At 54.7% G+C, this 23,221-nt stretch carries 21 protein-coding genes and 1 riboswitch; of the genes, 8 read left to right on the forward strand and 13 right to left on the reverse strand.

Annotation, left to right across the window (positions count from 1 at the left end; genetic code table 11):
• The first annotated feature begins 89 nt into the window (after window positions 1-89).
• The 3 genes from AFL22_RS10285 (at window position 90) to AFL22_RS10295 (ending at window position 3,659) form a co-directional block, all read left to right on the forward strand.
• The gene (locus tag AFL22_RS10285; protein WP_241773177.1) at window positions 90-1,466 is read left to right on the forward strand and encodes a glycoside hydrolase family 10 protein; all 1,377 of its coding nucleotides are present in this window, start codon (window positions 90-92) and stop codon (window positions 1,464-1,466) included.
• A gap of 83 nt (window positions 1,467-1,549) precedes the next feature.
• Window positions 1,550-2,290: a nitroreductase family protein gene (locus AFL22_RS10290; RefSeq protein ID WP_022624518.1), complete on the forward strand. Its 741-nt coding sequence runs from the start codon at window positions 1,550-1,552 to the stop codon at window positions 2,288-2,290.
• A 166-nt stretch (window positions 2,291-2,456) separates the two neighbouring features.
• Window positions 2,457-3,659, forward strand: a complete 1,203-nt coding sequence (locus AFL22_RS10295; protein WP_010246959.1) for an MFS transporter — start codon at window positions 2,457-2,459, stop codon at window positions 3,657-3,659.
• A 63-nt stretch (window positions 3,660-3,722) separates the two neighbouring features.
• Here AFL22_RS10295 and AFL22_RS10300 read toward each other — a convergent pair whose 3' ends face one another.
• The gene (locus AFL22_RS10300; RefSeq protein ID WP_052271334.1) at window positions 3,723-3,932 is read right to left on the reverse strand and encodes a YdgH/BhsA/McbA-like domain containing protein; all 210 of its coding nucleotides are present in this window, start codon (window positions 3,930-3,932) and stop codon (window positions 3,723-3,725) included.
• A 109-nt stretch (window positions 3,933-4,041) separates the two neighbouring features.
• Entirely contained in the window at window positions 4,042-4,959 is a 918-nt protein-coding gene (locus AFL22_RS10305) for a LysR substrate-binding domain-containing protein (protein ID WP_052271335.1), read from the reverse strand.
• A gap of 161 nt (window positions 4,960-5,120) precedes the next feature.
• On the opposite strand from AFL22_RS10305, the gene AFL22_RS10310 reads away from it, so the two are divergent.
• Window positions 5,121-5,801: a type 1 glutamine amidotransferase domain-containing protein gene (locus tag AFL22_RS10310; RefSeq protein ID WP_033787144.1), complete on the forward strand. Its 681-nt coding sequence runs from the start codon at window positions 5,121-5,123 to the stop codon at window positions 5,799-5,801.
• A gap of 1,081 nt (window positions 5,802-6,882) precedes the next feature.
• On the opposite strand, the gene AFL22_RS10315 is transcribed toward AFL22_RS10310, so the two are convergent.
• The gene (locus AFL22_RS10315) at window positions 6,883-7,395 is read right to left on the reverse strand and encodes a LysR substrate-binding domain-containing protein (protein WP_241773178.1); all 513 of its coding nucleotides are present in this window, start codon (window positions 7,393-7,395) and stop codon (window positions 6,883-6,885) included.
• Window positions 7,396-7,793: 398 nt separating this feature from the next.
• On the opposite strand from AFL22_RS10315, the gene AFL22_RS10320 reads away from it, so the two are divergent.
• Window positions 7,794-8,318 carry a phenolic acid decarboxylase gene (locus AFL22_RS10320; RefSeq protein WP_010246964.1) on the forward strand — a complete coding sequence of 175 codons (525 nt, stop codon included), beginning with the start codon at window positions 7,794-7,796 and terminating at the stop codon, window positions 8,316-8,318.
• Between the two features lie 19 nt (window positions 8,319-8,337).
• On the opposite strand, the gene clcA is transcribed toward AFL22_RS10320, so the two are convergent.
• Both clcA and AFL22_RS10330 read right to left on the reverse strand, forming a co-directional pair.
• Window positions 8,338-9,726 (reverse strand): H(+)/Cl(-) exchange transporter ClcA, encoded by a 1,389-nt coding sequence (clcA, locus tag AFL22_RS10325; RefSeq protein WP_156311585.1) that lies wholly within the window; start codon window positions 9,724-9,726, stop codon window positions 8,338-8,340.
• 94 nt (window positions 9,727-9,820) lie between these two features.
• A complete protein-coding gene (locus tag AFL22_RS10330) occupies window positions 9,821-10,129 on the reverse strand; it encodes a YicS family protein (protein ID WP_010246966.1) in 309 nt (102 codons plus the stop codon).
• Between the two features lie 165 nt (window positions 10,130-10,294).
• Here AFL22_RS10330 and AFL22_RS10335 point away from each other — a divergent pair, with 165 nt between their 5' ends.
• Both AFL22_RS10335 and AFL22_RS10340 read left to right on the forward strand, forming a co-directional pair.
• The gene (locus AFL22_RS10335; protein WP_052271337.1) at window positions 10,295-11,521 is read left to right on the forward strand and encodes an FAD-dependent oxidoreductase; all 1,227 of its coding nucleotides are present in this window, start codon (window positions 10,295-10,297) and stop codon (window positions 11,519-11,521) included.
• A 152-nt stretch (window positions 11,522-11,673) separates the two neighbouring features.
• Window positions 11,674-13,440 (forward strand): EAL domain-containing protein, encoded by a 1,767-nt coding sequence (locus AFL22_RS10340; RefSeq protein ID WP_022624423.1) that lies wholly within the window; start codon window positions 11,674-11,676, stop codon window positions 13,438-13,440.
• A gap of 42 nt (window positions 13,441-13,482) precedes the next feature.
• On the opposite strand, the gene AFL22_RS10345 is transcribed toward AFL22_RS10340, so the two are convergent.
• From AFL22_RS10345 to ascF, 6 genes are all read right to left on the reverse strand, one after another.
• A complete protein-coding gene (locus tag AFL22_RS10345) occupies window positions 13,483-14,418 on the reverse strand; it encodes an ABC transporter substrate-binding protein (protein ID WP_052271338.1) in 936 nt (311 codons plus the stop codon).
• Window positions 14,419-14,441: 23 nt separating this feature from the next.
• On the reverse strand, window positions 14,442-15,203 hold the full coding sequence (locus AFL22_RS10350; RefSeq protein WP_052271339.1) for an ABC transporter permease: 762 nt from the start codon (window positions 15,201-15,203) through the stop codon (window positions 14,442-14,444).
• Complete coding sequence (locus tag AFL22_RS10355; protein WP_022624420.1) at window positions 15,200-15,940, reverse strand: ABC transporter ATP-binding protein; 741 nt, start codon at window positions 15,938-15,940, stop codon at window positions 15,200-15,202. The genes AFL22_RS10350 and AFL22_RS10355 overlap by 4 nt, the downstream gene beginning before the upstream one ends.
• On the reverse strand, window positions 15,937-16,638 hold the full coding sequence (locus AFL22_RS10360) for a TenA family protein (protein ID WP_052271340.1): 702 nt from the start codon (window positions 16,636-16,638) through the stop codon (window positions 15,937-15,939). The genes AFL22_RS10355 and AFL22_RS10360 overlap by 4 nt, the downstream gene beginning before the upstream one ends.
• Window positions 16,639-16,706: 68 nt before the next feature.
• A riboswitch (TPP riboswitch) is annotated at window positions 16,707-16,809 on the reverse strand.
• Window positions 16,810-16,915: 106 nt separating this feature from the next.
• Entirely contained in the window at window positions 16,916-18,346 is a 1,431-nt protein-coding gene (locus tag AFL22_RS10365; protein ID WP_052271341.1) for a 6-phospho-beta-glucosidase, read from the reverse strand.
• Between the two features lie 36 nt (window positions 18,347-18,382).
• Window positions 18,383-19,849, reverse strand: coding sequence for a PTS cellobiose/arbutin/salicin transporter subunit IIBC (gene ascF / locus AFL22_RS10370; RefSeq protein ID WP_052271342.1), 1,467 nt, complete (start codon window positions 19,847-19,849; stop codon window positions 18,383-18,385).
• 256 nt (window positions 19,850-20,105) lie between these two features.
• Between ascF and AFL22_RS10375 the strand changes: the two genes are divergently transcribed.
• Window positions 20,106-21,125: a LacI family DNA-binding transcriptional regulator gene (locus tag AFL22_RS10375; RefSeq protein WP_052271343.1), complete on the forward strand. Its 1,020-nt coding sequence runs from the start codon at window positions 20,106-20,108 to the stop codon at window positions 21,123-21,125.
• Here AFL22_RS10375 and AFL22_RS10380 read toward each other — a convergent pair.
• A complete protein-coding gene (locus tag AFL22_RS10380; protein ID WP_052271344.1) occupies window positions 21,122-21,871 on the reverse strand; it encodes a DNA-binding transcriptional regulator YciT in 750 nt (249 codons plus the stop codon). The two genes, AFL22_RS10375 and AFL22_RS10380, sit on opposite strands and share 4 nt — an antisense overlap.
• 76 nt (window positions 21,872-21,947) lie before the next feature.
• Entirely contained in the window at window positions 21,948-23,210 is a 1,263-nt protein-coding gene (locus tag AFL22_RS10385; protein WP_052271345.1) for a DUF1479 domain-containing protein, read from the reverse strand.
• Window positions 23,211-23,221 lie beyond the last annotated feature (11 nt).

Genomic DNA, 23,221 nt, shown 5'->3' on the forward strand with positions numbered 1-23,221 from the left:
AGGGTGCTTTTTTTGAAGGAGGGCGGTTTTACTGCCGCCTCTGTGCTAACGCATTGACATTTAATCAGAGTCACCGAGAATACTCCTCTTTGCGCCCCGACCAGACAATACTGGAGTCTATCATCGCCTTTAAACCCTTTACTGCACCGGCCCGTGCGGCTATTAAGCGAGGCGCCGCGCTGGCTGCCGCGTTGTTGCTGGTCAGTTGCGCATCTGAGCCGCCGAAATCGCTGGTCACACCTTTTCCGCCCGTGACGAAACAGCCGCTACCGACGCCCGGCAAGCCAGCACATCCTCATGCGCAGGAACCGATGCGGGGTGTCTGGTTAGCCACGGTTTCGCGCCTTGACTGGCCGCCCGTTGCGTCGGTGAATGGCACCAATCCGGCGCAGCGTATCCGCCAGCAGCAGCAATCACTGATCGAAAAGCTGGATAAGCTGAAAAGCCTGGGCATCAACACGGTGTTTTTCCAGGTTAAGCCTGATGCCACTGCGCTCTGGCCCTCAAAAATCCTCCCCTGGTCAGATATGCTGACAGGAAAAATTGGTGAAGATCCGGGCTATGATCCGCTGCAGTTTATGCTGGATGAGGCGCATAAGCGCGGTATCAAAGTCCATGCCTGGTTCAACCCTTACCGGGTGTCGGTAAACACTAAATCGTCTACCGTCAGCGAACTCAACCGCACGCTGTCACTGCATCCGGCCAGCGTTTTTGTGCTGCATCGCGACTGGATCCGCACTGCAGGCGATCGCTATGTACTCGATCCGGGTATCCCTGAGGCGCGTGACTGGATCACCAGTATTGTGGCCGAGGTGGTGGCGCGTTATCCCATCGACGGTGTGCAGTTCGATGACTACTTCTATGCGGAATCTGCCGGTTCACTGCTCAACGATAATCAGACCTTCAGCCGCTACGGTCAGGGGTTTGCCAGCAAAGCGGACTGGCGGCGTCACAATACTCAGCAGCTGATTGAGCAGGTGTCACGTACCATCAAACAACTGAAGCCGGACGTGGAGTTTGGTGTCAGCCCGGCGGGCGTCTGGCGTAATCTGTCGCATGATCCTGCCGGTTCCGATACCCGCGGAGCGGCGGCGTATGATGAAGCTTTTGCCGATACCCGCCGCTGGGTGCAGCAGGGCTTGCTGGATTACATTGCACCTCAGCTCTACTGGCCTTTTTCCCGTCAGGCGGCCCGATACGATGTGCTGGCAAACTGGTGGGCAGAGGTCGTGAAACCGACCAAAACCCGGCTCTACATCGGCCTTGCTCTCTATAAAGTGGGCGAGCCGTCAAAAGTTGAGCCTGACTGGACACAGCAGGGCGGCGTACCGGAGCTGAAAAAGCAGCTCGACCTTAATGAATCGAACCCCAATATTGATGGCACGATTCTGTTCAGAGAGAACTATCTGAATCAGCCGCAGACTCAGCAGGCGGTAAGCTATCTTAAAGGCCGCTGGGGAGGCTAAGAAACGCCGCGACAGCATGACCAGTGCGGTTAAGTTTTTCCTTGTGACTTGCTGCTATTCTTGCGCTTTATATGGGAGGAACCATGAGCGAACTGATTGATATTTTTACAAGTCACAAAAGTGAACGCAGTTTCACTGAGCAACCTGTCGATGAAGCTGTGCTGGATCGGATTATCAGTACCGCTTATCGCGCACCGACATCAGTAAACTCGCAGCAGGTTTCTGTGGTGATCACGCGTGATGCCGGACGTCGCGCACAGATCGCCGCCATTGCAGGCGGTCAGCCGTGGATTGCCAAAGCACCGGTGTTTATCACCTTTGTGCTGGATATGCATAAATCAGCCGTGGGAATGGCCGCTGTCGATCAGCAGCAGATCGCCCATCAGAGCATTGAGAGTATCGTGTCGGGTTCTACTGATATCGGTATCGCGCTGGGATCGGTAATGGCGGCTGCGCGTGCCGAAGGTCTGGGGATTGTGCCCATTGGCGGTATCCGTCGCGACCCGCAGGCGATGATTTCACTGCTGGAGCTGCCGCCACTGACCTTCCCGGTAGCGGGTGTGGTAATCGGTCACGTAGACGAACCGGCTCATCAGAAACCACGTCTGCCTCTGGCAACGTTCCGCCATGATGAGACTTACCAGACGCAGGGTCTGGAGCAGCAGATTGCAGCCTACAACGATGAGATGGTTCAGCACTGGAAGACGATTGGTCGTAATGACGGTGAGAGCTGGAGCGAAAGCGTCAGCGGTTACTATAAAAACATCTACTTCCCGAATGTACTGCCAGCACTGCTGAAGCAGGGTTTTGGCACAGATAAATAGTTCGCTCTCGTTATTGAGTGAATAGAAAAAGGCCATCCGTAGCGTTTACGGGGGGCCTTTTTCATTTTGTTACTATAACGAAAGGTGACTTTCCACGTCGTAACACATAATTTCCCTTTTAACCGAAGCGCAACTGCCTCTAACACTTACCTTCCAGGGAAATAACATGTCTCAGCGTTCACTCTACGCGCTCTGTTTAATGAGCTTTTTTCTGGCCGATGTCCGCGACGGCCTGGGGCCATTTCTGGGCATCTTTCTTACGGAGCGACACTGGCAACCCGACGAAATCGGTCTGGTAATGACCTGTGGCGGTATCGCCGGATTACTTGCCACGCTACCGGCAGGGATCGCCGCCGATGCGACCCGTCATAAAAAAATCATTGTGCTGCTGGGCTGTCTGGTGATTACCGTTGCCACACTGCTGCTGTGGTACAGCAATCAGACCTGGACGGCGATGGTCTCGCAGGTTGTAGCAGGCCTGGCTGCGGCGTTTATCGGCCCGACTGTGGCGGGGATCACCTTAGGGCTCACGGGTCAGCGCGGCTTTAACCAGCAGATGGGACGCAACGAGGCGTTTAATCATGGCGGGAATACGATTGCTGCATTGCTGGCCGGTTTTTCAGCCTGGTACTGGGGCATGGGTGCCGTTTTCATTCTTATGACGGTAATGGCGGTTTTCGCTGCTTTCGCTACACTGGCAATTCGCGGAAATGAGATCGATAACGATGTGGCGCGCGGTTATGAACCGCATGAAGAGCGTCAGCCAGCGCTGCACTTATCAATGTTGTTGCGAAACCCGGCGCTGATGATCGCCGGTTTGACGCTGCTGCTGTTTCATCTTGCCAATGCCGCGCTGCTGCCGATGCTGAGCATGCGCGTCGCCTCGGCAGGCGGCCAGGCGGCGATCAGTCCGGGCCTTTACGCGGCGGCAACGGTGGTGATTTCCCAACTGGTGATGATCCCGGTCGCGCTGTGGGTATCTAAACGCGTTGATACGCACGGCTATCGCCTGTTTATCATGATCGCCCTGATGATATTACCGCTGCGCGCGGTTCTCGCCGCCGGCTTTGCCGGGCCGATTTTTGTCATTCCGGTTCAGGTTCTGGATGGTATTGCGGCCGGGATTCTCGGTGTGGCGGTGCCAGGCTATATTGTCTCCCTGCTGCGGGGTACGGGTCATGTTAACGCCGGGCAAAGCGTTATTATGCTGATGCAGGGCGCAGGTGCCGCGCTGAGTCCTGCCATGACGGGTATGATCGCCGCACGTTATTCCTATAGCACCGCGTTTGCGGTACTCGGCGCAATTGCGCTGGCAGCGCTGATTCTATGGTGGCGCACCGGTAGCGCCCCAGCCGCCCGTCTGGCCTGATCGGACACAAAAAAGGCTGCCCATTGGGCAGCCTCTTCTGGCAAATCCGTTTGCGACCATCCGTTATTTATACAGTTCTGCGGTCATGTGAACACGGTTGTTGGTGTTCGCTTCCGTAATTTTATACTGCGCGCCCTGTTCCTGAGCTGCAATTTTTGATTCTGCGCCATCCAGTGTGGATGAGGTGACAGAAACGCTCTCGGCAAAGCTGCCAAAAGAGATCAGAGAAAGAGCTGCGAGTGCGGCGATTGAAAGTGCTTTTACGTTTTTCATGGTCATATTCCTGAGTTATGAATTGGGAGGATGTTTGCCTCCGATGGGAAGAATAGTAACTCAGGTTATGATATCAATATTAACTATTAGTGCGGCAATGGTGATCGTGCTAATTGTTTGTCTGGGGATCAGACAGCGACTGTGCCGTCTCTGTAATCAACGTCCTGAACCAGCGATGGGCAGGATCGTCGCGATAGCGTGCATGCCAGCCCATTTCAACCGGGAAGGTGCCCAGGTCAACCGGCGCGGGAACGATTCTGAGCCGCTGATCGCGTGAAAGATGCTGACAGATCAAACGCGGCAGGGTCGCGCAGTAGTCCGTGACCGCAATCATTTCCGGCACGGCCAGAAAGTGTGTGACGGAGACTGCAACCTGACGACGCAGGCCGCGCTGCTCAAGCGCCTGATATAACCCAGCGCGCATACGGCCAGGTGGCAGAACGTTGACGTGCTTTAGCTGCTCATATTGCTCCGCGCTGAGGTTTTCGCCCACCAGCGGATGATCGGCGCGTATCACGCAGGCCAGACCTTCATTCATCAGGTGCTGAACGACGAGATTGTCGGGCGGCTCCACGATACGACCCAGCACCATATCGGTATTACCTGAAATCACACCGGTTTCAGTAACGTCATTGCCAAAAGGAGTGAGGCGGAGTCGGATGCCGGGCGCACAGCTCCTGAGGCGGGCCACGATGGCAGGCATCATGATGAATTCGACATAGCTGTTAGGCGCAAGCGTGAAGAGCCGGGTGGCATGAAGCGGATCAAAGTCCTGCTGGCCAAGAATAACCTTGTCGATCGATGACAGCGCAGCACCGACCACCTGAGCCAGCTGTTCCGCTTTCGGCGTCGGCCGCATCCCGTAACGTTCGCGGATAAATAGCGGATCGTTGAGCGTTTCACGCAGCCGGTTTAATGCATTAGAAAGCGCCGGCTGGGTTATGCCAAGCCGTTCCGCTGCGCGGGTAACGTTGCGCTCCTCCATCATGACCAGCAAAACTGGCAGTAAATTCAGATCGTATTTCATTAAGATATAATGCTATGTGAATAACTGAAATTGAAGAAATAAATTTCATAAATATTCGTAACCCCGCCATGATTAACGGGTCAACGCAGAAGATAGCGGCTTAGACGCTGGTTCTGACTATCCTTACACCTGAAACCGACTAACTGTTATATGGAGCGGAAATGAAAATTTTAATGGTTTTGACCTCGCATGATGAGTTGGGCACCACTGGCAAGAAGACCGGTTTCTGGCTGGAAGAGCTTGCGGCACCTTACTATGCATTTCTTGATGCGGGCGTAGAGATTACCCTGGCTTCACCGAAGGGCGGACAGCCTCCACTCGATCCAAAAAGTGATGAACCCGATTCTCAGACTGATGAGACCCGCCGCTTCCATGCCGACTCTGCTGCTCAGGCAGTACTGGCCTCGACCGTCAAGCTTGATACTGTTGATCAGGCAGCGTTTGATGCCGTTTTCTACCCAGGCGGCCATGGTCCTTTATGGGATCTGGCAAACGACAAACACTCCATTTCGCTGATTGAGCAAACCCTGCAGGCGGGCAAACCGGTTGCGCTGGTCTGTCATGCTCCAGGTGTCCTGCGTGATGTGAAAAATGCTGATGGCACGCCTCTGGTCAAAGGAAAGAAAGTTACTGGCTTTACGAACAGTGAAGAAGAGGGCGTTGGCCTGACTGACGTGGTGCCGTTCCTGGTTGAAGATGTGCTAAAACAGAACGGCGGCCTTTACTCACGCGGTGATGACTGGCAATCCTATACGGTTCAGGATGGTTTGCTAATTACCGGTCAGAACCCAGGTTCTTCAGCCGAAACCGCGAAGGTTTTACTGGCAAGCCTGGCGAAATAAAGATCTTTACAGCATGCTGAGTTTTGAGGGCGCCTGCGGGCGCTTTTTTTATTACTACCGCTAAGTGCCAGGGCAGATAGTGACCTGCTTAATTATTCAGGTTGAATAGATTAGGGCTCAATTTTTCTTAACATTGATAATAAATTTACGGGCGTTTCAGAGCTAAATGATTGCCTGAAAAATTCACTGCAAATATAAACATGTTTTTAAAACCAGTGTTGACATCGTTTTTTATATCCGTAAAGTAGGACTCATCAGCGGCGTGCAGTTGCCCTGATAGACTGAAAACCAAAGGTGTTTTGTGTTAAAGGTGCCGACAAGTGTTTGAGTTGAAGTTGTCGGTGGTTCTGTTAAACATTGTTCTTTAAAACTGTTCGTTAGTTAAGATAACCCTGTTAAATGGAGTCGAAGTAAGTCTTTAAGAAGTATGTAGTATCGCGTCGCGATGATGTAAGGCCTCGTAGTTCTGAACGTTACGTTACGACAGGATACGATTGCGGTTTAAACGTCGTAATGAAAGTAAGGCAACGCATCAAAGAGTATATATCGCGATGGGGGTGTGCAGATTTATACGGGCCTGACCTGTCTTTGTCTCCTGAAAGACTATCAGGTGGTTGAAACCGATAATAATAGTGACATTTCAGTATCGTGATCATTATTATCCGCAGGATCTGTTCATAAATAGCAGTACCGAAGTAGTACCTATCAATTAAGTTAGTTAATGGTAAACGTAAAATCTGTAGTACCTTAAAAGCCCTGGCTATTTCAGTCAGGGCTTTTATCATTTTACGTTGTCTGTCAGTTATTTTCAGAACGTAAATATGAGTAATTAACATTATCAAAGCAGCTTTTATCGATAATATTTAAAGTGATTCACGCGCGATTTATTTTTCTGCTATTTTTTCCTCAGTTCAACACTCTTTTTCCTGAATTCCCCAGCATCAATTTTTACCCCGCTATCGACATAGCAAAGCGCGATTTTGCCTTTTCGACGTCGGACAGAATGCGATATAACGCCCCGTTATCCTGTCTGTTGCTTAAACAAAATCGCAAAACAGTGAGCCGCAGTCCGCTATCTCTGTTAATACACCACCGTTTTAGCCACGGACGCCAGTCGTTCACGCAGCCACTCATGCCCTTTGTGATGATGGGTTCGGTTATGCCAGGCCATGATTTTACTGAAGCCAGGGATGATCAGCGGTGCTGGCAACATGACCAGACCCGTAGTGTCGACCGCAAGTCGTTTCGGTACCACGCTTACCAAATCAGTGACGCGCAAAATTTCCGGGAGCACCAGAAAACTGCAAACTGAGAGCGTTGCACGGCGGGCCTGGCCAATCGCAGCCAAAGCCTGGTCGGTAACCCCATGAAAATTTCCGCCGGGCCACGAAACCAGCGCATGATCCTGCGCACAGAACTCACCCAGCGACAGCGTCGCACTGCCCGCCAGAGGATGATTTTCACTCAGCAGACAAACATATTCTTCATTGAACAGTTGCTGCGTATGCAATGTCGGCGGCGTGGTCTCTGGCGTCAGCAACGCCACATCAACGTCCCCATGTTCAAATTGTCCTGACAGGGTCTTATCTGGCAAAGTAATGATGAAAACATAATCAACCCAAAAAAGGAAAATACATCCGTTATAAATTTTTAAATTATTGAAAAATAAGCTCTATATCCAAAATATACTGAAGAAAGACTTACTCAGCATGGTGATAGATGACTGATAGATATCTCACATCAAAACTATTCATCTATAAGATTTAATTAGTAATTTATATGAAAATATCTCTTTTCTGGAGTCTATAGCCTTCAGGGAGCCGGGAAGGGTTTTTTAATGGATTTTTAATTTACCCATCGCAAACCTTTTCCGTTTCAGATGGCAAAAAAATCAATCTGCGTCATAGTCAATATTCACCGAGTTATTGCGCTATAGCTTTCTTTTGAAATTCATCTGCGCCTGTTAAGTGCGCTATTCAAACAGAGGTTAAAATGTCTGCAGAATCTCCAGAGAATATCTCCAGCGATCTTTCTCAGTTCGTCGGTACGCATTTTGTCTATACCTACGATAATGGCTGGAAATATGAGTGGTACGCTCGCAACGAAACCACCTGCGACTACCGCATTCATCAGGGACTGGTAGGTGGCCGCTGGGTGACCAACCAGAAAATGCACGCGATTCAGTTCGCCCCGGGCATCTACAAAGTAGACTGGCATGAACCCACCGGCACCTGCGTCAGCCTGCTTTTTGATCTGAATCGCACCCTGGTTCACGGCACAATTTTCTTCCCGCAGTGGATTGCCGGTGAAGGTCAGCATCCGGAAAAAACTATCTGTTATCAGAATGATTTCATTGAAGATATGCACCGCTTCCGCGATGAAGGGCCGGCCTATCCGTATGTGATCATTCCAGAGTTTGCGAAAGTGACCTATATGAAGAATGAAGGTCCAGATAACGATGAAGTGATCAATCAGGCACCTGGACAGATGCCTGCTGACTACTTTGATGGTAAGTAATTAAGCCGGTCACCCGCCCCTACGGGCGGGTAGCTTCTGCCTGACGCGCCAGCGTGCGGGCGAGGATTGATGAGTAGAGTGGTTTCCCTCCCAGAAACTGCGCCAGTAGCGTAGCGCCCAGACAGGTAATAATCATCGGCAATATCAGCTGATAGTTATCGGTCATCTCCAGCACCAGTACGATACCGGTCAGCGGTGCCCTTACCGACGCCGCAAACAGTGCTCCCATCCCCGCGATAGCAAATGTGCCCGCTTCCAGATGATAAAACGGGAACAGGTCCGACATGACCACCCCAAAGGCTGTACCGAGCAGCGTACCCAGCGCCAGCATCGGCGCAAAAATACCGCCCGGCGCACCTGAGCCAAAACAGAGCAGGGTGGTCACCAGCCTGACCAGAAAGATGATCAACAGCAGGGTGAACGGGAAGACGCCATGGACCGCCTGTGGGATCAGTTCTGAACCGCCGCCTGCGCCAGGTGCAAACAGCAGAGCCAGAATACCGCAACTGCCGCCCAGTAATGCACCGGCCAGCACCACGCGCGCCGTTTTACCTGCATAAAAGCGCGCAAAAAGGTCCTGCGTGATAAATATCAGGCGGTTAAACAGGACGCCGACCATACCGATAATCATCCCGAGCACCAGATAGAGCCACAGCGTCTGCACCGGCGCATCAGCCAGCTTGCCGACAGAGATCACCGCCTGTTCGCCGTTGAAACAGCGGAACACAATGCTGGCCATAATCACACCGGTAAACACGGCTTTAATTGAAATCAGTTTATAGCGGAATTGCGGACGCATCTCCTCGATGATAAACAGGATGCCCGCCAGCGGCGCATTAAACGCTGCCGCCAGACCGGCCGCCGCGCCGGTTGCCAGCAGCGTATGGCGTGCCTCATTGCTGCGCATCCCCAGAATATCAATGACCATGCGGCCAATGTTCCCGCCCAGCTGCACTGTCGGGCCTTCCCGGCCCAGCACCATACCGGCACCCAGCGTGCCCATGCCGCCAAAGAACTTCACCGGAATCACCCGCCACCAGCGCACAGGCCTCAGCTCTTCCAGCGCCCCTTCAATTTCAGGGATACCGGAGCCACCCGCTTCGGGAGCAAAGCGCCTGACGAGAAAATAGCCCACCATCGCCAGCAGAGCCGAGATGGCAAAGGCGGCGGCGTAGAGCATCCAGCCCTGAAACTGCGATGGTATAAGCGTGTCAGCACGCCACTGCTGTATTGTTTCAACGGCCCGGGCAAACGCCACGCCCGCCAGGCCAACCAGCGTACCGACCAGCGCGGCACAGAACAGCATCGCCAGCGGTGTTTTATCACGATAGAGCAGGGCGCGGAACATCCGGCTGCGCGCCGCGATGGAGCGGGGAACATAAACCGGCTGCGGTGATTCTTCATTCATTGAGAGACATTCTTGTTCAACCAGACCAGCGCCCCAGTTTACTGAGTGATAAGGTGAAAACAAACGTCAGGATCAATTTCATCGGGGTAAAGGGTTAATTCGTCTGTGGTGGACAAACCACTTGCGCCATGCGTTCGCGGTAGGCTGGATCATCCTGGTTTTTCAGCGCCTGAGCCGCCGCGGCCAGCGTGACCTGATTCTGCTTCTGGTTCTGCTTATCGTTAAGAAACGTCTGACGCAGTTTTTCATCGGAGATGGCTGGCGATAACTGGCACTTCTGGCGCAGATCGTCAGTTATCTGCTGCTGACGCAGCGCAAACTTCAGCGTGTCGTAGGGTGCGGCTGCCACAATCAGCGGGCTTAACAGCGGCAGAATAAACAGCGTGTTGCGGATCACGTTCATGATGGTCTCCTGACTGCTGAGGACAGGATCGGGTCTTCGGCAGTTTTCAGTTGATATTAATCGCATTGAGTGATTAGCCTGAGCACAATATCCCCGACCGACTGCGGCAACGTCGCCACGGTCGACGCAATAATCATAGCAATACTGGCGTGACAGGGAGCTGACATGCAGCCACATTCCACTGAAATTCTCACCGCTGACTGTTGTATCGTCGGCGGTGGCCCGGCCGGATTAATGCTGGGTTATCTGTTCGCCCGCGCAGGCCTGCGCGTGGTGGTGATCGAAAAGCACGCCGATTTTCTCCACGATTTTCGCGGTGACACCATCCATCCCTCGACGCTGGAAATTATGCATCAGCTGGGTCTGCTGGAATCTTTCCTGACGCTGCCGCATCAGCGTGCTGAAAAGCTGGAGGCGGAAATCGGCGGACAGAGTATTACGATGGCTGATTTCTCACGCCTGCCGGTTCAGTGCCGTTTTATCGCCTTTATGCCGCAGTGGGATTTCCTGAACTATATGGCTGAACAGAGCGCCCGGTATTCGGGCTTCAGCCTGCTGCAGTCGACCTCTTTTGAGTCGCTGAATGTTGAAAATGGCAAGGTCAGTGGTGTGATAGCTTCCCGCGGGAATCAGCAACTGCACATCCGCTGTAAACTGGTGGTCGGTGCAGATGGCCGCCATTCACGCGTACGCGAAGCGGCAGGACTGACCGGACAGGAATTCGGCGCAGCACGCGATGTCATCTGGTTCCGCTTAAGTAAACAGCCGCAGGATCCCGATCTGGGTATGGGGCATAAAGGGCCACGCCAGAACTTTATTGTTATCGACCGCGGCGACTACTGGCAGTGCGGACTGACTATTCCGAAAGGGGAGTTTGAAGCGAAACAGGCCGCCGGACTCGACGCATTTAAAGCGGAAGTTGCCGCACTGTCGCCGTTCGGGCCTGCGCGCATGGCGGAAATCGAGAGCTGGGAGGCGTTCAAACTGTTGACGATACGTATCGACCGCCTGGACAAGTGGGCGAAACCAGGTGTGCTCTGCATTGGTGATGCGGCGCATGCCATGTCGCCGATTGGCGGGGTTGGCGTAAATCTGGCGATTCAGGATGCGGTGGCGACGGCGAATCTTTTGACCGATCCTCTGAAGCGAGGAGAACTGCAGCTGCGCGACCTGGAAAAAGTGCAGAAGCGCCGTCAGTTCCCTACCGTCGCCACACAGTTTTTGCAGATCAAAATGAGCCGCAGCAAAGCAAAAAGAAAACCTACGGGAAGCAGCAAGGTTCCCGCGATTATCCAGCGCCTGCCGTTTCTGCGTTTTGTACTGGGACGCCTTATCGGTCTGGGCTTCAGGACGGAGTCGCCGCAGGTTGCGCGCATGAAAGAAGAGCGTTAAATGATTTCGACAGTGATCAGATATCATGCGACACTGTTTCACTGTGAAAGTACTGTCAGATTGAGCCGCTATTTATCTGATAATTGGGCGCTAATTGAGCATTCCTGAGCTAAATTATTTTCGATTTTTGCGCCTGCATAGGAGAGGTTTCAGTGCATAACGAGCAAAATGGCAGCGACGTAAAACGTCTGAGTGCGATCAAGGCACTTTTGTCCCCGGATGAAGCCCGGGATAAGGTGCTGGAAAGATTCGTTAATCTCGCCAGCCAGGTGCTGGGTATTTCTGGCAGCTTCATTTCAATTATTGACGATCATAACCAATATATTAAAGCGTCCCGCAACTTCGATCTTAAGCAATCGACCCGTGATGAATCTCTCTGCCGCCACGTCATTGATGGTGAGGGACATCTGGTGGTGTATGACACCTTACTGGATGAGCGCTTTGTCACGCACCCGTTTGTGAAAGGGGATCCGCATATTCGTTTCTACGCCGGTGTCTCGCTGCAGAACCTCGACGGCGCGGTGCTGGGCACGCTCTGCGTCACCGACACCCAGCCACATCCCTTTACGGATGAGAAACTCGCTACGCTGCGCTCACTGGCTACGCTGGTCACCTCATTTCTGGATGTCTGGAACAACGCGGGTTTTGCCGACGTCATTACGCACCTGCCGAATCGCCCACGTCTGATTCGTGATATTCAGCAACTGACTCTTGTCGCACCACAGAGCCGCTTTCGCCTGATTCTTATCGACTGCCTCGACATCATTCGCGCCTATGAGCTTTCCCGTGCGGTGGGCATTGCGCCGATGGAGAAACTGCTAAAGCAGATGGCGCAGGATGTCGCTCACCGGCTCAATCTTCCGGAGAATGAAACGCTCTATACTTTCGCCCCAGGCCGTTTTGCCATTGTTCAGCCCTACTCGGGTCGTTATACCGCACATAACATGATCGACCTGTTTAAGGGCATGAAGGCCGATCTGGCGGAAAATATCACGCTCGACCTGGATGTCTTTACCGGTGAAACAGAGTTTGTACCGGGCCAGATGGATGCCAATGAAACGGTGCGTCAGGCCGTGAGCGCGCTGCATGAGGCGGTGGATGAGAACATCAGTGCAATGTGTTTTGAAGAGAGTTACGACTCGCGGCGCACCGATGACTTTATGATCATGAACGATCTGGCTCAGGCGCTGAATAAAGACGAAGAGCTTTACCTGGCCTGGCAGCCTAAAGTGTGTCTCAAAAGCGGTAAAACGGTCGGGCTGGAGGCGCTGATCCGCTGGAATCATCCTGAGCGGGGCGAGCTTTTCCCTTCAGAATTCATTCCGTTAGCGGGTAAAACCAACCTGATTTCCGATCTGACCAACTGGGTTATCGATCACACCATTGAGCAGCTTGCGCGCTGGGATCGCGAATACGATCTGATTCCGGTTTCGATCAACGTCAGCGAACGCGACTTCGCAAAGCCCGATTTTGCCGATCGGCTGGTGGCAAAATTAGCGGCGGCTCAGTTACCCAATTCTATTCTGGGCATTGAGTGCCTGGAGAATGAACTGATCACCAAAACCAATGTGGCGATCAGCGGGCTGGAAGCGCTGAAATCACACGGCTTTGTGATCTCGCTGGATGATTTCGGCACCGGCTACAGCAACATCAGCTATCTGCAGGATATCCCGCTGGATGTGATTAAGATCGACCGATCCCTGATCTCGCGTATGGGTGAAGATGATGCATCAAAAATCATCGTCAGATGCATTATTCAGATGCTGAAAGAGCTGAACTATACCGTGTTGGCTGAGGGCGTTGAGACGGAAGCCACCCTGACGTTGCTGAAAACTTACGGTTGCGATCAAATCCAGGGCTACTTCTTTTCAAAACCACTGCCAGCCAGCGATATTGAACACTGGCTTTATCAGAAGTGATGCCAGGCAAATGGCCCGCAGCGATCGTTGCGGGCTCTCTTATTACTCACTGCCGGTGGCGTAGCGCTCAACCGGCGTGATGCTTTTAATCAGCTTGTTATCAAACAGAAATTGCTCGTAAGCCTGATAGCGTGCGCGATCCAGTTTTGCCGGATCGGCGGCAAACAGCGGCAGGGTGGCACGCCATGCCTGATGATTCAGCGGTGTGTTCAGCTCCGGATGCGCGCGGGCAAAGGCCTGCCAGCTCTCCTCCGGGTGCGCCTGCAACTGCGCATTACTCTTCTTCAGTGCCCGCAAAAACTTTTTGATTTTCTCCGAGTGTGCCTCATCACGGTTGGCGACGATGATCAGTTCGTCATAGGCCGGAACACCATAATCCTCGACGTTGAAGACTACCGGTTTTTTACCGTGCTGTTTCATCTCCAGCGCTTCGATATTGCGATAGCCGCCGATAACCGCATCCACCTGCCCGGTCATCAGGGCGCTGGTGAGCTGGAAATTAACGTTAACCAGCTTAACCTGATCGGCTTTAACGCCATCATGGTTCAGCATGGTCGCCAGCGTCGCCTGTTCAATGCCGCTGACGGAATAGCCGATGCGTTTCCCTTTTAAATCGGCTGGTTTTTTTACCGTTTCGTCTAACGTCATCAGCGTATTCAGCGGACTGTTAATCAACGTCCCCACCCACATCAAGGGCAATCCCTGATCGGCGAAGAAATGCAGCTGCGGCTGATAGGTAATCGCTAAGTCCGCCTGCTTTGCTGCCACCAGACGCGGCGGCAGCGCCGGATCAGAAGGCGGCACAATGTTAACCTCCAGCCCTTCTGCCGCAAACGCGCCGGTCTGCTGGGCCACCATAATGGGTGCGTGATCGGGGTTGATATACCAGTCGAGCACCAGTGTCAGTTTCTCCATCGCCTGAGCCTGTGTGGCTAAGGTGGCGCTGAACAGCAGGGTAAACAGAGGCATTTTTGTCATGGGTTTTCTCATTGGTTTAGTCATTAATGTGTCTCGGGTGCCCAGGTAATCAGGCGGCGCAGCAGGATGTCGAGGGTCAGCCACAGGGCCAGCGTCATCAGCACCAGAATAAACAAGGCGGCGAAACAGAGGTCGCTCTGCATCCGGGCGTTGGCATTCAGCATCACGTAGCCCAGCCCCTCGGCCGAGCCGACCCATTCACCGATGATTGCGCCTATTGGCGCGACGGCTGCCGCCATCCGCAATCCTGAGCCCAGGGCGGGCAGCGCGGCTAATAGCCGGACATGGCGCAGTTGCGCTGCAGGTGATGCGCCCAGCGTGCGAGCCAGATCGAGATAGCCGGGCGTGACGCGACGCAGGCCATCAAAAAAGGCGGAGGTCACCGGGAAGAAGATTACGAGGACGGCCATCGCGACCTTTGCGCCCATGCCGAAACCAAACCAGAGCACCAGCAGCGGCGCCAGGGCAAAAACCGGAATCGCCTGGCTGGTGATCACCAGCGGCATCATCCAGCGCTGCAGCCACGGCGAAAAGGTCATGCCCAGCGCCAGCACACTCCCCAGCAGCACGCCGAGAGCCATGCCGCTGACGATCTCGGTCAGAGTAATCAGGGTGTGATGGCCGAGATATCCGGCGTTTTGCCACAGTTCGATGGCGACCGCAGCGGGTGAGGGCAGCAGAAAGGCCGGAACCGAAGTCAGCGTGGCGAGCCACCACAGCGCAATCAGTCCGGCAAACAGCATCACTCCACGGTGAAAACTGGCAAAACCTTTGTGTAATCTCATCCCGCAATCCTGCTCAGCTGCTTCAGCAATGCGGCCTGACTCTGCATTACCTGTATGTCGTCTGCAGCCCGCGGTGGCTGGCCCGCCAGGGGCGGGCAGGTTTCAATTCCCGCAGAACCGATCACCAGCATGTGGTGACTGAGCCGACTGGCTTCAGCGGCGTCATGGGTAATCAGCAGCACGGTGTGTCCGACCAGCACTTCTGCGGCCAGCGTCTGGATCTGAGCGCGGGTGAGGGCATCCAGTGCGGAGAAGGGCTCATCCATCAGCACAACGGGCTGACGGGTGTAGAGGGTGCGGGCCAGCGCGGCGCGCTGACGCATCCCGCCGGAAAGTGTCGCGGGTCGCGCGTTCGCAGAATGGCTAAGACCTACCCGCATCAGCAGATGCTGCGCCCAGTCGCGATCGGCCCTTTCACCTTTCAGGCGACTGGCGAGACAGACATTTTGTTCAACCGTCAGCCAGGGATAGAGCAGATCCTGTTGCCCCATCCAGGCGATGCGTCCGGTCAGCGGCAGGCCGTCGCTGCCGCTGACCTGCCCGGCGGTGGGTGGCGTCAGACCAGCAATGACCCGCATCAGGCTGCTTTTTCCGACGCCGCTGGCACCCAGTAAAGCGGTAAAAGCACCGCCCGCGATCTCCAGATCAAGCTGGCTGAAGAGTGGCTGCTGGCCATAATTCAGGCTGAGCTGGCGAATTGAAATGCCTGGCGGCACCGGACTGCACGGCAGGTTCATGAGCTGATCCGCTGGGCGGCAGCATGGTTGAGACCCATCTGCCAGAAAGCGGCTTCCAGCCGGGTCGCGGTGGTGAAGATCTCCGCCAGCGGGTGAAACCGGTGTTCACCGGCACGCTGCCGGGCCAGGGTTTCAAACAGTGAAAGTGAGGAGCGAACGCCAGCCAGATAGGCTTCGTCGCCGTAATTTTCTATCCATGCCGCGTAAGGATTCCCCTCAAAGCGGGTTGCGGGATCATGCAGTAGTGTCAGGCCAATTTCAGCGTAACCGGCAACGCACGGCATCAGCGCGGTCAGCAGCTCCAGCGCATCCCCGGTGTGACCCACGTCCAGCACGTAGCGGGTGTAGTTGAGCGTTTCCACGGCTTCGGGTTCACTCGCCATAGCCGCCTCGCTGATGCCCCATTGCTGGCAGTAAGCCTGGTGAAGCGGCAGTTCGCTAATGATGGCGTTAAGCGATGCCGTTGCGCTGCGTAAGGCTGCTGGCTCGGAAAGTTTGCTGATCAGCAGGCCCCAGGCACGGGCGAAGTGCAACAGAAACAGATAATCCTGGGTGAGATAGTGGCGGAAGGCGGCGGGTGGCAGGGTGCCCTGACCGAGTTGCCGCACAAAATCGTGCCCGATATAGGCGTGCCATTGACTGCCCGCCTGCTGGCGCAGACGACCATAAAAGCCGGTGTCGAAAAGCGGATGTGACATAGGATCTCCAGTAACAGGGAGATCCGGGCATACGGTCTGGAACAGGGAATGTTGCAGGAGATGACGCAGAAAATCTGCCGACCCGTCCCTTCGCTGGCATGACCCAGATCAGGTTCAAAGGGTTCGGCTTACGCCATCTCAGCCCATTACAGGACACCCCTCGGAGACATTGGTTATACGATAATTACTGCCGGAGTACAACGGCAGAAATAAGTGTTCTGTTCCGGCGTTGCTGTCGCGCCAGTAACAGCATGACGATAGATTTTAAGTGACGTTGTCACTCAAGATCCGCACCATTACTGGCAATGACTTTTTTGTACCACCAGAAGGATTTCTTCCGCGTGCGCGCCAGCGTGCCGTTACCCAGGTCGTCGCGGTCAACATAGACAAATCCGTAGCGCTTGCTCATTTCACCCGTTGAGGCGGCAACCAGATCGATACAGCCCCAGCTGGTGTAACCCATCACTGGCACGCCATCCTCGATCGCGTCGCCCATGGCGCGGATATGTTCGCGCAGATAGCTGATGCGGTAATCATCGTTGATCTCGCCATTTGATTCGATCTCATCGCGCGCGCCCAGGCCATTCTCCACCAGAAACAGCGGCTTCTGATAGCGGTCATACATCATATTCATCGTGATGCGTAAGCCGAGCGGATCGATACCCCAGCCCCACTCACTACGCGGTACATGGGGATTGGTCAGGGATTTCACCACATTGGCGGCGCTGCTGTTCTGCTCGTTCATCTCTGCCGAGGCGCAACGTGAGGCGTAGTAGCTGAACGAGACAAAATCGACGCTGTTTTTCAGGATGTCGGCATCGCCGTCAGCGATCTCAAGCGTCACACCTTTTTCACGGAATACGCGGGCGGCGTAGGCCGGATAGGCCCCGCGCGCCTGCACATCAATAAAGAACAGGTTTTCGCGATCCTTTTCCAGCGCAGCCCAGACATCTTCCGGCTTGCTCGACCAGGGATAGAAGTTGCCGCCTGCCAGCATGCAGCCGACCTGGTTCATCGGATTCACTTCATGCGCGATGCGCGTCACCAGCGCGCTGGCGACCAGTTCATGATGGGCCGCCTGATACTTAACCTGATCCTTGTTCTCACCGGGTTCGAACACCAGACCGGCGCCGGAAAACGGGCTGTGCAGCAGGATATTAATCTCATTGAAGGTCAGCCAGTATTTCACCAGGCCATCAAACGCCTCAAAGCAGCTGCGGGCATAGCGGGCAAAAAAGTCGACCATTTTGCGATTGCGCCACGAGCCATATTCAGTCACCAGATGCATCGGCACATCAAAGTGACAGAGCGTGACCAGCGGTTCGATATTATATTTCCGGCACTCCTCAAAGACCGCGCGGTAAAAGGCGATGCCTTGCGGATTGGGCGTCAGTTCATCGCCATTGGGATAGAGACGGCTCCAGGCAATCGACGTGCGGAACACGCTGAACCCCATCTCCGCCATCAGCGCAATGTCTTCCGGATAGCGGTGATAAAAATCGATGGCTTCATGGCTGGGATAAAATTCATCGTCACGCAGGGTAAAACGCTTTTCCAGACCGAGTTTGACCTGCATACGGTGCGGGCCATGTGGAATCATGTCGACGGTGGTTAAGCCCTTTCCGCCTTCACGAAAGCCGCCTTCACTCTGGTTGGCGGCCAGTGCGCCGCCCCATAAAAATCCTTGCGGAAACCTTGAATCAGACATGCAATCCTCTTTTCCGGGTCAGCGTGACCCTTTCCTTTAGTGGCTATTAATCGCGTTAGCGCGTTCGGTAACGGGCGCAGGTTGCGTTGCGCTTTCGGGTGCGGTTTTGGTTTCGGGTTCGGTTTCAGGAATATCTTCAAAACCTAACAGCAGCGTCAGCACAAATGACAGCACCACAGACAACACCATGACCGCACCGACCCAGACAATACTCATGGGATTGGTGGGATCGAAGAACTGTACGCTGGTAAACAGGCCAGGAGAGGCCATGGAGTGGCTGGCCAGCCCGCCAATGCCCGCTACCGCGCCGCAGATAAAACCACTGATCAGACAGGCGATCAGCGGTCGTTTTAAGCGGACCGCAACGCCATAGAGCGCCGGTTCTGAAATGCCGGCAATAATCGCTGATGCCGCTGCTGCCAGCGCGGTCTGGCGCAGTTCACGGTTTTTGGTCCTGAACGCCACCGCCAGCGACGATCCTCCCAGCGAAAGGTTGGCGCCAATCTCTGACGGCATCACCATGCCCTCTTTGCCGGTTTCGGCAATGGTCTGGATGATGGTGGGGGTGAACACCCGATGCATCCCGGTCATCACCAGCAGCGGCCAGATTGCGCCCATAATCGCGACGGAAAGCCAGCCAAGATAGCCATGCACGGTGTAGACCAGCGCGGAGATGCCGCTGCCGATCCAGATACCAATCGGACCAATCAGCACAATCGCGATGGGTGCCGCAATCAGCACAATCAGCATCGGTTTCAGGAAGTTTTTAGTGACGGCAGGGGTAATACGATCCACGCCGCGCTCGATGTGCGACAGGATCCAGGTCATCACCAGCGCCGGGATCACCGTATAGGTATATTTCACCGCGGTCACCGGGATGTAAGCAAATTCCACCGCCTGACCCTGTGCCGCTTTTGCCATCAGTTCAACAAAGTTGGGATGAACCAGTACACCGGCAATGGCGATCGCCAGCGACATGTTCGTTTTGAATTTCAGCGCCGCAGAGGCGGCTACCATGATCGGCAGGAAGAAAAATGCGCCATCGCCAATCACGTTGAGGATGACCAGCGTTGATGAGCCTTTCTCAAATACGCCCGCCATATCCAGGATCATCGCCAGCAGCTTAACCATTGACCCGCCGATAATGGCCGGAATCAGCGGCGACATGGTGCCCACCAGCGCATCAAGAATACCGGCGCCGATGCCCCGCAGCGTGATTTTACGTTTTACGGGTGCAGTCGATGTCGCTGCGGGCGATCCCAGCTCCAGCACCGCCTGATAAGCCTGTGACACGTTGTTACCAATGATCACCTGGCACTGAGTGTCGTTGTGCACCACGCCCATAACGCCATTGATCGCCTTGAGCCGGGGATAGTCGACCTGAGCTTCATCTTTCAACACAAACCGCAGGCGGGTCATGCAGTGGGTTACGGCTTCGATATTGGTGAGGCCGCCTAGCGCATCGACGATGGCGCGTGACACCTCGGCATAATTTCTGGGCATGATCGCTCTTCTCTGTAGGGTAAATCGGTTAAAGTTTTTATGTTTTTGCGCCTGCGGGCAGGCAAATAGGAAACCGGTTTCACAAAATCATGAAGTGCTTTCATGGCGCCGACAAGCGCCAAAATCATCAAGATCTCTTTTTTGTGAACTCCATCACCTGATGCTGCCAGGTAATCACATACTAAGGCGGGGTAAATATTTCCAACATTGAGAGGCTTAGGTAGACTGCAGGACGACGCAGCAAAGGAGTATCACCATGGCAACGATTCAGGAAGTGGCAAACAGGGCGGGCGTCTCTAAAGCGACAGTGTCACGTGTGCTCTCGGGCAATGGCTATGTCGGGCAGGAAAAGCGTGAAAAAGTACTGAAGGCGATTGCCGAAACCGGATACCGGCCCAATCTGCTGGCGCGCAACCTGGCGACAAAAACGTCTCAGACCATTGGACTGGTGATCACCAATACGCTCTACAGCGGCAGCTACTTCACTGAACTAATGGCACACTCCGCGCGCATACTGGAGCAGCAGGGCCGCCAGCTGATTCTGGCGGACGGCAAACACACCGCTGAGCAGGAAGAGGCGGCGATTCAGTTTCTGCTCGATCTGCGCTGTGACGGCATCATTATCTATCCGCGCTTCCTGAGCATTGACGCACTGGATGCGATTATCTCCCGGCACAAACAGCCGATACTGGTGATCAACCGGCGGCTGCGCGTCAACCATAGCTACTGCATTTACAGCGATCAGCACGCCAGCAGCGCCACGGCGGTGAGCCATCTGCTGAATCAGGGGCATCGCGAGATCGCGTTTATCACCGGTTCGCTCGATTCGCCGACCGGCGTCGAGCGACTTTCCGGCTATCACGCTGCGCTGGCCGCACAGGGCATTGAAGCCGATTCCCGGCGAATCGTGACCGGTAAATGGACGGCGCAGAGCGGTATGGCGGCCGTGGACATGCTGCTGGAACGCAGGGTGACATTCAGTGCGCTGGTGGCGAGTAATGATGAGATGGCGATTGGTGCCATCAAACGTCTGACTGAATGCAGCATCGCGGTACCCGGGCAGGTTTCGGTGATTGGCTTTGATGATATTCCGCTGGCGCCCTTCATCACGCCGTCGTTATCCAGCATGAAACTGCCGGTCACCGAGATGATCGATGAGACGATTAACCGCCTGCTGACCATGCTGGATGGCGGAGACTGGCATACTCAGGCACCTTTCACGGCCTGCCTGATGCTGCGGGACTCCGTTACTAAAGGCCCCGGCCGTTCTGCTTAACCTGCGGCGATCTGTATCACCTCTATCGCCTGTTCCCTGAGCAGCGCTACCGTCGCCGCATCCAGCGTCTCATCGGTAATCACGTGCCCGACCTGATAACCGGATGAAAGCGGATAAGGGTGAATCTGACCAAACTTGGAGGCGTCGGTCAGGGCATAGCTCTCAGCGCCTTTCGCCAGCACGGCATCCACCACATCACAGCGCAGCATGTTGCGGCCGGTAAAACCGGTCTCCGGATGCCAGCCATCCACGCCAACAAATGCCCGGTGAAAATGGACCTGCTGGATGGAATACCGCGTCAGCGGGCCGACTACCGACTCACTGCTTTTCTGCAGCAGGCCACCGAGTACAATCACCTCACAGGTGGCTTCCCGAAGAAGCTGGGCAATATAGTGACTGACGGTAATCAGCGTAAGATCGGCGCGGTCAGCCAGCGCACGCGCCAGCAGCGCATTGGTGCTGCCGCCTTCGATGAAGACCGATTCACCCGCCTGAACCAGGCTGGCCGCATGTCGTGCCAGCGCCTGCTTAGTGAGATAGCGGGTATTCATGCGGGTGCCGACGTTATCGCTGTCCAGCGCCAGCGCGGAACCGTGAACCCGCCGCAGCAACCGGTCGCGTTCCAGCAGTGTGAGATCCTGACGCACCGTCACTTCAGAAACCCCGGTAAGCTGCGCCAGTTCGCTGACCGTTACGCTGCCCCGGCTATTAACCAGTTGAATAATCTGATGATGTCGCGGGTTCATAATTGCGTTTCGCAGAAAAAAAGAAGCTCCAGTGTAACAGGGATATCCCGCGCTGGTGTACAACGCGGGATTGGGATCAGGACAAATCCAGCGACCGGCGTCCGTTAAGATTGAGATCCTGCAGCGTAAAACGCTGGTCCCACTCTGTTTCATAATCTTCTGGCGGAAAATCTCCCGGCGAACGTCCCTGCTCCAGGGCCTGTGCAACCCGCCGGGCATAGGCGCGGTTTTTGTCACACATAGGTGCAGCGGGGATATACATCACATTGCCCCAGCCCTGCTGATCTTCAACCGGTGCAACGGCGTGGATCACATCACAGTGCCACCATACCGAATCGCCCGCCTCTAAGGCCGGTATCGAACAGAGTCCTGCAATCAGGTGCGGATGCCACTGTTCATTAACGGGCAACACCCGGCCCGGCGCGACGCCGCACAGTTCATCTTCAGGTACGTCTGAAAGCAGCGGGCGCAGCAGAACATAGGCCATCGCCTGCGGAACTGGTACAACGTGCAGCAGGCCCTGACCGGGGATCATATCGGAGAGTGCGGTCCAGCCCTGAAAGGTCCGGAACACGGAACATTTGGTGGTACCCGGCAGATCATACTCATCCACTTCGGTGCGGTGAGCTGCATCCCACGGGTCGTAAGCGGCAAAATCACCGTGAAACAGCTTACTGAAAACCTGCTGATATGCGGGGAGTAACCAGCGTTCCAGCGCGCCGGAATCGGTATGGGCGCCTAATCCCTTCGAGGTGGTGCCCGGCAAGCGGCGACGGATGCGATCGGGATAGATAACGCTGACATCCGGGTCAAACCACTGCTTTCCCGGTGATTCAGATTTCCATAACCGGTTCAGAAAAGATTGCGCGTCAGCCATTGCCGCGCTCTGCCGCGCCTGCATTTGCGCCTGTGACCAGTAAATCGGATAGATTTCGGGGCGGGAGGCGGCCAGCGATCCAAAAAAGTCATCGCCGGGGCCGCGATAGTGTTCGTCAAACCGGTTGTGATCCAGATAGTCGAGCATCGACTTATCCCATGCCAGCGCCTGCTCACGCGCGAAGTGCTGCTTAATTACCACACAGCCGCGACGTTTAATCAGCGCCCGGGTTTCATCCGAAACCTTTCCCGCTGCAATGTCCTGCATGGGCACTACCGGCCAGGCACTGCCCGTGCGCTTTTCATCTGCTTTTGCTTCAGCAATCGCAGCAGTGATGTTGTCGCAAACCTGACGGAAAAGGGCATCGACATCACCAATCTGTTGACGTAACTGCTGTTTCATCTCGCGAATAGCGGTTTTGACGTCGTCAGGTAAAGGGGTTGATCGGGAATCTTCACGCATCTCGTGCTCCT

Source organism: Pantoea sp. CFSAN033090, from assembly GCF_001264395.1.
Taxonomy (GTDB): domain Bacteria; phylum Pseudomonadota; class Gammaproteobacteria; order Enterobacterales; family Enterobacteriaceae; genus Pantoea; species Pantoea agglomerans.

Bases quoted from the DNA above. Each gene is read 5' to 3' on its own strand.
- AFL22_RS10335 (WP_052271337.1), top strand. From the start codon at position 10,295: ATGCAGCCACATTCCACTGAAATTCTCACCGCTGACTGTTGTATCGTC.
- AFL22_RS10295 (WP_010246959.1), top strand. From the start codon at position 2,457: ATGTCTCAGCGTTCACTCTACGCGCTCTGTTTAATGAGCTTTTTTCTG.
- AFL22_RS10385 (WP_052271345.1), bottom strand. From the start codon at position 23,210: ATGCGTGAAGATTCCCGATCAACCCCTTTACCTGACGACGTCAAAACC.
- AFL22_RS10350 (WP_052271339.1), bottom strand. From the start codon at position 15,203: ATGAGATTACACAAAGGTTTTGCCAGTTTTCACCGTGGAGTGATGCTG.
- AFL22_RS10290 (WP_022624518.1), top strand. From the start codon at position 1,550: ATGAGCGAACTGATTGATATTTTTACAAGTCACAAAAGTGAACGCAGT.
- AFL22_RS10355 (WP_022624420.1), bottom strand. From the start codon at position 15,940: ATGAACCTGCCGTGCAGTCCGGTGCCGCCAGGCATTTCAATTCGCCAG.
- AFL22_RS10365 (WP_052271341.1), bottom strand. From the start codon at position 18,346: ATGTCTGATTCAAGGTTTCCGCAAGGATTTTTATGGGGCGGCGCACTG.
- AFL22_RS10310 (WP_033787144.1), top strand. From the start codon at position 5,121: ATGAAAATTTTAATGGTTTTGACCTCGCATGATGAGTTGGGCACCACT.
- AFL22_RS10375 (WP_052271343.1), top strand. From the start codon at position 20,106: ATGGCAACGATTCAGGAAGTGGCAAACAGGGCGGGCGTCTCTAAAGCG.
- AFL22_RS10330 (WP_010246966.1), bottom strand. From the start codon at position 10,129: ATGAACGTGATCCGCAACACGCTGTTTATTCTGCCGCTGTTAAGCCCG.
- ascF (WP_052271342.1), bottom strand. From the start codon at position 19,849: ATGCCCAGAAATTATGCCGAGGTGTCACGCGCCATCGTCGATGCGCTA.
- AFL22_RS10320 (WP_010246964.1), top strand. From the start codon at position 7,794: ATGTCTGCAGAATCTCCAGAGAATATCTCCAGCGATCTTTCTCAGTTC.
- AFL22_RS10380 (WP_052271344.1), bottom strand. From the start codon at position 21,871: ATGAACCCGCGACATCATCAGATTATTCAACTGGTTAATAGCCGGGGC.
- clcA (WP_156311585.1), bottom strand. From the start codon at position 9,726: ATGAATGAAGAATCACCGCAGCCGGTTTATGTTCCCCGCTCCATCGCG.
- AFL22_RS10305 (WP_052271335.1), bottom strand. From the start codon at position 4,959: ATGAAATACGATCTGAATTTACTGCCAGTTTTGCTGGTCATGATGGAG.
- AFL22_RS10345 (WP_052271338.1), bottom strand. From the start codon at position 14,418: ATGACAAAAATGCCTCTGTTTACCCTGCTGTTCAGCGCCACCTTAGCC.
- AFL22_RS10300 (WP_052271334.1), bottom strand. From the start codon at position 3,932: ATGAAAAACGTAAAAGCACTTTCAATCGCCGCACTCGCAGCTCTTTCT.
- AFL22_RS10360 (WP_052271340.1), bottom strand. From the start codon at position 16,638: ATGTCACATCCGCTTTTCGACACCGGCTTTTATGGTCGTCTGCGCCAG.